Origin of the sequence: Nocardia sp. NPDC049737 (assembly GCF_040674755.1) — a bacterium.
Classification (GTDB): Bacteria; Actinomycetota; Actinomycetes; order Mycobacteriales; family Mycobacteriaceae; genus Nocardia.
The window spans coordinates 3,491-8,597 of the sequence record NZ_JBFANH010000076.1 but is presented as its reverse complement, the minus strand read 5'-3'; the positions used below and the strand labels follow the sequence as shown (position 1 = coordinate 8,597).

General features: G+C 67.0%; 14 protein-coding genes. All 14 read right to left on the bottom strand.

Annotated elements, in window-relative coordinates; all coding sequences use genetic code 11:
* Window positions 1-40 precede the first annotated feature (40 nt).
* On the bottom strand, window positions 41-304 hold the full coding sequence (locus AB0J47_RS41865; protein ID WP_364360161.1) for a hypothetical protein: 264 nt from the start codon (window positions 302-304) through the stop codon (window positions 41-43).
* Between the two features lies 1 nt (window position 305).
* Complete coding sequence (locus AB0J47_RS41860; RefSeq protein ID WP_364360158.1) at window positions 306-677, bottom strand: hypothetical protein; 372 nt, start codon at window positions 675-677, stop codon at window positions 306-308.
* 5 nt (window positions 678-682) lie between these two features.
* Window positions 683-994 (bottom strand): hypothetical protein, encoded by a 312-nt coding sequence (locus AB0J47_RS41855; RefSeq protein WP_364360155.1) that lies wholly within the window; start codon window positions 992-994, stop codon window positions 683-685.
* A complete protein-coding gene (locus AB0J47_RS41850; RefSeq protein WP_364360152.1) occupies window positions 991-1,569 on the bottom strand; it encodes a hypothetical protein in 579 nt (192 codons plus the stop codon). The genes AB0J47_RS41855 and AB0J47_RS41850 overlap by 4 nt, the downstream gene beginning before the upstream one ends.
* Entirely contained in the window at window positions 1,566-1,805 is a 240-nt protein-coding gene (locus tag AB0J47_RS41845; RefSeq protein ID WP_364360149.1) for a hypothetical protein, read from the bottom strand. The genes AB0J47_RS41850 and AB0J47_RS41845 overlap by 4 nt, the downstream gene beginning before the upstream one ends.
* Complete coding sequence (locus AB0J47_RS41840) at window positions 1,802-2,134, bottom strand: hypothetical protein (RefSeq protein WP_364360146.1); 333 nt, start codon at window positions 2,132-2,134, stop codon at window positions 1,802-1,804. The genes AB0J47_RS41845 and AB0J47_RS41840 overlap by 4 nt, the downstream gene beginning before the upstream one ends.
* Window positions 2,131-2,475, bottom strand: coding sequence for a hypothetical protein (locus AB0J47_RS41835; RefSeq protein WP_364360143.1), 345 nt, complete (start codon window positions 2,473-2,475; stop codon window positions 2,131-2,133). The genes AB0J47_RS41840 and AB0J47_RS41835 overlap by 4 nt, the downstream gene beginning before the upstream one ends.
* 2 nt (window positions 2,476-2,477) lie before the next feature.
* Window positions 2,478-2,726 carry a hypothetical protein gene (locus AB0J47_RS41830; RefSeq protein WP_364360140.1) on the bottom strand — a complete coding sequence of 83 codons (249 nt, stop codon included), beginning with the start codon at window positions 2,724-2,726 and terminating at the stop codon, window positions 2,478-2,480.
* Window positions 2,723-3,133: a hypothetical protein gene (locus tag AB0J47_RS41825; RefSeq protein ID WP_364360137.1), complete on the bottom strand. Its 411-nt coding sequence runs from the start codon at window positions 3,131-3,133 to the stop codon at window positions 2,723-2,725. The genes AB0J47_RS41830 and AB0J47_RS41825 overlap by 4 nt, the downstream gene beginning before the upstream one ends.
* A complete protein-coding gene (locus AB0J47_RS41820) occupies window positions 3,130-3,384 on the bottom strand; it encodes a hypothetical protein (RefSeq protein WP_364360134.1) in 255 nt (84 codons plus the stop codon). The genes AB0J47_RS41825 and AB0J47_RS41820 overlap by 4 nt, the downstream gene beginning before the upstream one ends.
* Window positions 3,385-3,470: 86 nt before the next feature.
* Window positions 3,471-3,659 (bottom strand): hypothetical protein, encoded by a 189-nt coding sequence (locus tag AB0J47_RS41815; protein WP_364360131.1) that lies wholly within the window; start codon window positions 3,657-3,659, stop codon window positions 3,471-3,473.
* A 25-nt stretch (window positions 3,660-3,684) separates the two neighbouring features.
* Window positions 3,685-4,164 carry a hypothetical protein gene (locus AB0J47_RS41810; RefSeq protein WP_364360128.1) on the bottom strand — a complete coding sequence of 160 codons (480 nt, stop codon included), beginning with the start codon at window positions 4,162-4,164 and terminating at the stop codon, window positions 3,685-3,687.
* 14 nt (window positions 4,165-4,178) lie between these two features.
* A complete protein-coding gene (locus tag AB0J47_RS41805) occupies window positions 4,179-4,379 on the bottom strand; it encodes a hypothetical protein (RefSeq protein WP_364360125.1) in 201 nt (66 codons plus the stop codon).
* A gap of 5 nt (window positions 4,380-4,384) precedes the next feature.
* Window positions 4,385-4,972, bottom strand: a complete 588-nt coding sequence (locus tag AB0J47_RS41800) for a hypothetical protein (RefSeq protein WP_364360122.1) — start codon at window positions 4,970-4,972, stop codon at window positions 4,385-4,387.
* Window positions 4,973-5,107: the final 135 nt, after the last annotated feature.

Sequence of the window (5,107 nt, the reverse complement as noted above, 5' to 3'; positions counted from 1 at the left end):
GCGTTTTGGAGCGAGGGTTCGGGTCGATTGCAGAGCTGGATCAGAAGCACCCGCCGCACGGGCCTGGCTGGCTGATCAGGTCGTTGTAGACCTCGCGGGTCAGCACAACGACCGAGGACCCCGGCCGCAGGATCAGCTCAGCCGCGCCTGCCCAGTCCCCGACGACGACGATCCGGCCGGGCTCGGTGGACTCGACTTGGCCGTCGACGCCGTTGTCGTACAGCACGTCGAGACCGAGGTCGCGCACGATCGGCCGCCGCGGCTGTTCCACGAGCTCCTGGACGGGTTTCGGCTCGGCGCTCATGTCACCTCCCGCCCTTCGCGGGCCAGTACAGCCGCAGCGTCCGGCGCCCACGCAACCGCTCGATGATGGTTGGTTCGACCCTCACCATCAGCGGATGATGCGGCCCGAAGTCGCCGGTGAACGCCCGCAGCGCGCCCGCCGTGGCGTCGCGCCCGTCGTCCTCGACGGTGGCCACGATCCGACCATGGTCAGCCACGGCCGCGTGGGGCCTGGTTTCGGCGCATCCGATCACGAACTCGGTCACCAGCTCGATCGCCTCGGCCACATCCAAGGCCTCGGGCCTCAGCTGGCACCCATGCACGGCGTGCGCGCGGTCGTCGAGCAGCTGCAGATCCGGAAAGCCGACACGCAACCTCAAAACGTCGTCGTCCATGGCGTTCACTCCTGCCCGTCTCGGCGGATCAGGCTCTCGATGGCCCAGATCATCGCGACCGGCCGGGGCACGTCGAGGATGTCGGCGATCCACCGCCACGACGAACCACCTCGCCACGCCTGCCAGATATCCGCGCCGAGGACCTCGACGGCCTCGGTGGCGGTCAGGCTGCAGTTGCCCCACGCCAGAGCAGCCGCGGGCAGGTGAGCGGCGAACAGGTGCCCACGCGCCGCCCGCGCGGCCTCGGGCTGGTACTCCTGCCGGTACCAATCCCAGCTCTCATCAGTCCATTCGAGCGGTTTGACGGTGCGGATCACTGCTGTGCCCCCTTCAGAAGCGCCGGCGCCCACGGCCCGGTGGTGGTGGTGATGGTGCGGGTCACGATCGGCACCTGGTGATCGGTCACCCCGAGCCGTGGCGCCCAGTCCTCGGTGATGTCGTTGGCGCGGTCGGCGGCGTAGTCGATATCGGGGTAGATCGTGAATTCGCGGCCGCCGTGAGTCGACTCGTAATCACGGAACGGCTTGCCGGGCAGCAGCACGGCGAATTCCTGCTCGATCTCCGGTTTCGGCGCGGGATGAGCGGTGTTGAACGCGGCCAGATCCGGCAGGTTCGGCGCGCGGTCCCCGGCCGGGATGGTCACGGTGCCGACCTCACCGAGGCGGCAGACCTGCCCGTCCCAATCGGTCAGGCCGATGTCCTCGGCCTCTCCGCGGCAGCGGTCCAGCTGCACCAGCGCATCGGACTTGGTGCGGAAAAGCTCGGGATCCCAATCGATGTCGGGATCGTCGAGACGGACCGGGCCGTCCGGGCTGTAGAGCGTGTTGCCGGGCAGCACGACCACCCAACGCTCAGCCAAGCGCTTCAAGGGGGTGACGCTCGCGTGGGTCATGATTCGGTGCCTTCCTCAGTTGGTGACGTGCTGCTTGCTTGCTGCTCACGGAGTGCGTGAAGGGCGTTGTGCCACGGGCTGTTCGCCGATGAGTGCTCACCGAAATCGGTGTCCAGCCATGCCGCGACGGCGTCGGTGATCGCGTCGAGCAGTTCGGCCTGCTTGTCGCGTTCGTCGAGCGTGGTGCCCAGCGCCGCGTCCAGCTGTGCGCATTCGATGCAGTGGGGAGTGCTCATCGGCCACCCTCCTCATCGGGCATCTTCAGCAGAGGCGGGTCGTAGTACCCGGTCCCGCAGGACTCGCAGCGCTGGACGGTGCCGCTGTACTGCTCGGATTTCAGCTCGACGCGCTCGCCGAGGGTGTGCCCGCCGGTGAGCGCGCACGCTGCCTTGGCCGCGCATCCTGCGCACATGACCTGAGTTCCGGTCACCACCCAATCGACGGCTTCGGCCGCTTTCCGGGCAGCATCGAGGTCACCGAAGTGACAGATGTAGTCGTCTTCCTCGTGGAACTCGTAGCTGCACCGATCGCAGGCCAGGGTGATGCATTGGTGTGTGCGGATCATCGGATGAACCCCCGATCGACCACGTCCTGCTCGTCCATCCAGTACGCCTCCCGCGGTTCGTCGGCGTGCACGAGCACCAACTGGGTGGCCCGAAAGACCTTGTCCGCCGCGATATAGCGCATCGGGGACGTGAGACTGGTGTGGGAGTTGGGGTGGATCAACACGAACACCGGAGCGCTCGTGGCCGGGTCATACGGCAAGACCATCGCCAGGCAGTCGATGAAACTGCCCAGCTCATCGCCAAAGGTGCCACTGATCGACCAGATCGACTCCGGGGCGGCCACCAGCCACGGCATCCGCGCCACCAGCTCCACATTCACCGCACGTACGTCGTTGTTCACGGTCACTCCTCCCGATCCGGGTTGAGCGACTGAGCGACGCGGCCGGCATACGCCAGCTCGTCGACGGCGCGGGCGAAAAACCGGTCGTAGTAGAAGTCCGGGTCGAACCCGAATGCCCGGCCTTCGCCCACCAGCTCGGCGCGGGCCTCGGCGACTCGGGTGACTTGCTCGACGATGAGGGCCAGGCCCTCACTGACGATCGCGCGCAGCTCGCCACGGCGCGCGATGGCTTCAGGGGTTTCCTCGCTCATCGGATTCCTCTTCCGGCGTTGATGCGTTCTTTCTCGTCCTGCTGGTCGCGGTGCTCCCACGCTTGGGCGTGCCGAGCGCACAACCGCAGACTCGGCGCGCCCTTGACACGTGGGAAGCTGCGGCGTTTGCGGGGCTGCAACCTGTGCGCGCCGCCCCCGGATTCGTGCTGGAGCCAACTGCATTCGTCACACCAGGCGCCCGGCTTCGGGTCGACCTTGGCCCACGTGGGCCGAGGCCGATCCGGCGTCCAACGGAAGAGCGGGTCAGCGAAATGCTTCGACAACGGGATCGAGTCCGTCTCGGCCTGGCGCGCGTCGCGCTCGGCGCGCATCGCCGCCAACTCCTGCTGCAACTCAGTGGCCTGTTCGCGGTTCCGTTCGGCCAGAACATCCGATGTGCTGGTCACGGGAACATCACCCGCGTGCAGCCGTCGTGACCGTGGATCACGGCGATATCGGCGACGCTGTCGGCGTCGGTGGTGGTACGCGGCAAGCCGGGCACGCACCAGCGGATCGTGACGCGTCCGTCCGCCCACTGCACACCCTCAGCGACCACGCCCGTACCGGAAAATCCGGTCACGTCGCGATCGCGCACCAGGTGGAACAGGCGCGCGCCGCCGAGGCTGTCGGCGGCAGGTTCGACCAGGGATTTGGTCATTGGGTCCTCGATTCTGCGAAGATCAAGGGCAGAACCCGGCCAGCCAGATACTGGCCGGGTTCGCCATTTCTCAGGGGGTCAGGTCGCTACTTCTCGGTCAGGATCGGCGCGGCCGTGATGTGCGGATGCAGCAGCGCCGCAGCCATGAGCGCCTTCACCTCCTCACTGGTGCCGCCGTGGATGTTCACCGAGCGGCGCCCGTCCGGATCGATGTGGATGTAGACGCTGACCTCGCGTACGCGGCGGGTGCTCGAACGGAATGGGATGAGCGACATGGGATTTCCTTTCAGGGGGTTGGGATTACTGAGACACCGCACGTTGTGCGGTGCGATCGGCACAGTTCAGTGCCAAACCGACTTCCGCCCAGGTGCGACCGGAGGCGCGCAGGGCGAGTACCTGAGCCTTGAACTGGGGATTTTTGGACTGATGCAGCCGCGATGCCCGCGACGGCCGGGGTCCCCGATTCGCACGCTCTTCACGTCGAGCGCACGTCCTGCACAAGCCCTCCCGCGCCTGCCGCGCCCACCCTTCAGGGGCGGGGCTGCAGGTGCGAGGGACCATGGGCCGCTGGCATTCCTGGCACATCCCGGTGCTGTCCGGGGCTGACACCTCGGCGTTTTCGGTATCGATGGACGCATCGATACCGCCGTCGAGCCCGAGCATGGCCAGCAGCGTCCGGCAGTCCTCGGCGTTGGCGGCGTTCGCCGCCACCACCAGCTGGGCCTTGCGCATCTGGTCGTTGTCGCCGGGCTCGTTGTCGCCGGGTGACAGCTCAGCCATTCGTGCAGCGCTGATCACGACGCTTTGCTCCGAGCGGCCTCGGCCCGCAGCATCCGCCGCGCGGTGCGAGCGATCCGGCAGCACTTACGGGAATGCCGACCATGCGAGGTCATGACGTTGCGCGCCTCGGCGCTGGTCAGCCGTCCCGGGTAGTCGCACTGCCACGGGATGACCAGCCACTCATCGGTGAGCACGTGATATCCGAGCGTTGCCATGGCGCTCACCACGCCGTATCCGGAAGGTCCAGGGACTGCCACACATGCGGGTTACGGGTCAGCTGCATCACCCCGGCCCGCACCAGCCGCGCCCGCGCACGGCCGCGAATCTTGCACGTGAGCTGGCCCGCGCACTCCTTGTGTTCGCGCATGACCTGTCGGGCCTGCTCGGTGCTCAGCTCAGTCGTGCTGGCGCACGGCAGAGCCGCGGGCCGCCCCGTGTCCGGATCGATCGGCCGGTAACCGCGCACGGCCGCCGACACCACCTCCGGCAGCCTCCACATGCCATCGGCGTCCATCTCGAGACGGACCACCCGCAGGGCACTCGGCCCCTCCGGATCGATGCCGTACAGCTCCTCCAGCGTGATGGCGATAGCCATCCGCACGCCCTCGGCCACGTCCTCGGCGAACCAGACCGTCGCCTGTCGGCTGAACGGGTCCGCCTTGCGGGCCTCGGGCTCCCGGAACAGCTCGCCGTTCGGCAGCTGAATACCGAAAGCCGAACCGCTGACCAGCACAAACGGCACCGGTTCGTGACCGATGCCGTTCTCTCCGTAGTCCTCGCTCGCGGGAATGAGAGTTGGTGTGCTCACTGCCCGCTCCTTTCTTCGGTTGGTATTTGGTACCAAAGTGTCGATGCTTTGGTACCATTTGACCAGACCGATGGTACACCGCAGAGGGCGGACAGGACAGGAAATGAATGCGACTGATGAGCACAGAGGCAGTTC

Bases quoted from the DNA above. Each gene is read 5' to 3' on its own strand.
- AB0J47_RS41865 (WP_364360161.1), bottom strand. From the start codon at position 304: ATGAGCGCCGAGCCGAAACCCGTCCAGGAGCTCGTGGAACAGCCGCGG.
- AB0J47_RS41860 (WP_364360158.1), bottom strand. From the start codon at position 677: ATGGACGACGACGTTTTGAGGTTGCGTGTCGGCTTTCCGGATCTGCAG.
- AB0J47_RS41850 (WP_364360152.1), bottom strand. From the start codon at position 1,569: ATGACCCACGCGAGCGTCACCCCCTTGAAGCGCTTGGCTGAGCGTTGG.
- AB0J47_RS41845 (WP_364360149.1), bottom strand. From the start codon at position 1,805: ATGAGCACTCCCCACTGCATCGAATGCGCACAGCTGGACGCGGCGCTG.
- AB0J47_RS41840 (WP_364360146.1), bottom strand. From the start codon at position 2,134: ATGATCCGCACACACCAATGCATCACCCTGGCCTGCGATCGGTGCAGC.
- AB0J47_RS41830 (WP_364360140.1), bottom strand. From the start codon at position 2,726: ATGAGCGAGGAAACCCCTGAAGCCATCGCGCGCCGTGGCGAGCTGCGC.
- AB0J47_RS41820 (WP_364360134.1), bottom strand. From the start codon at position 3,384: ATGACCAAATCCCTGGTCGAACCTGCCGCCGACAGCCTCGGCGGCGCG.
- AB0J47_RS41815 (WP_364360131.1), bottom strand. From the start codon at position 3,659: ATGTCGCTCATCCCATTCCGTTCGAGCACCCGCCGCGTACGCGAGGTC.
- AB0J47_RS41810 (WP_364360128.1), bottom strand. From the start codon at position 4,164: ATGGCTGAGCTGTCACCCGGCGACAACGAGCCCGGCGACAACGACCAG.
- AB0J47_RS41805 (WP_364360125.1), bottom strand. From the start codon at position 4,379: ATGGCAACGCTCGGATATCACGTGCTCACCGATGAGTGGCTGGTCATC.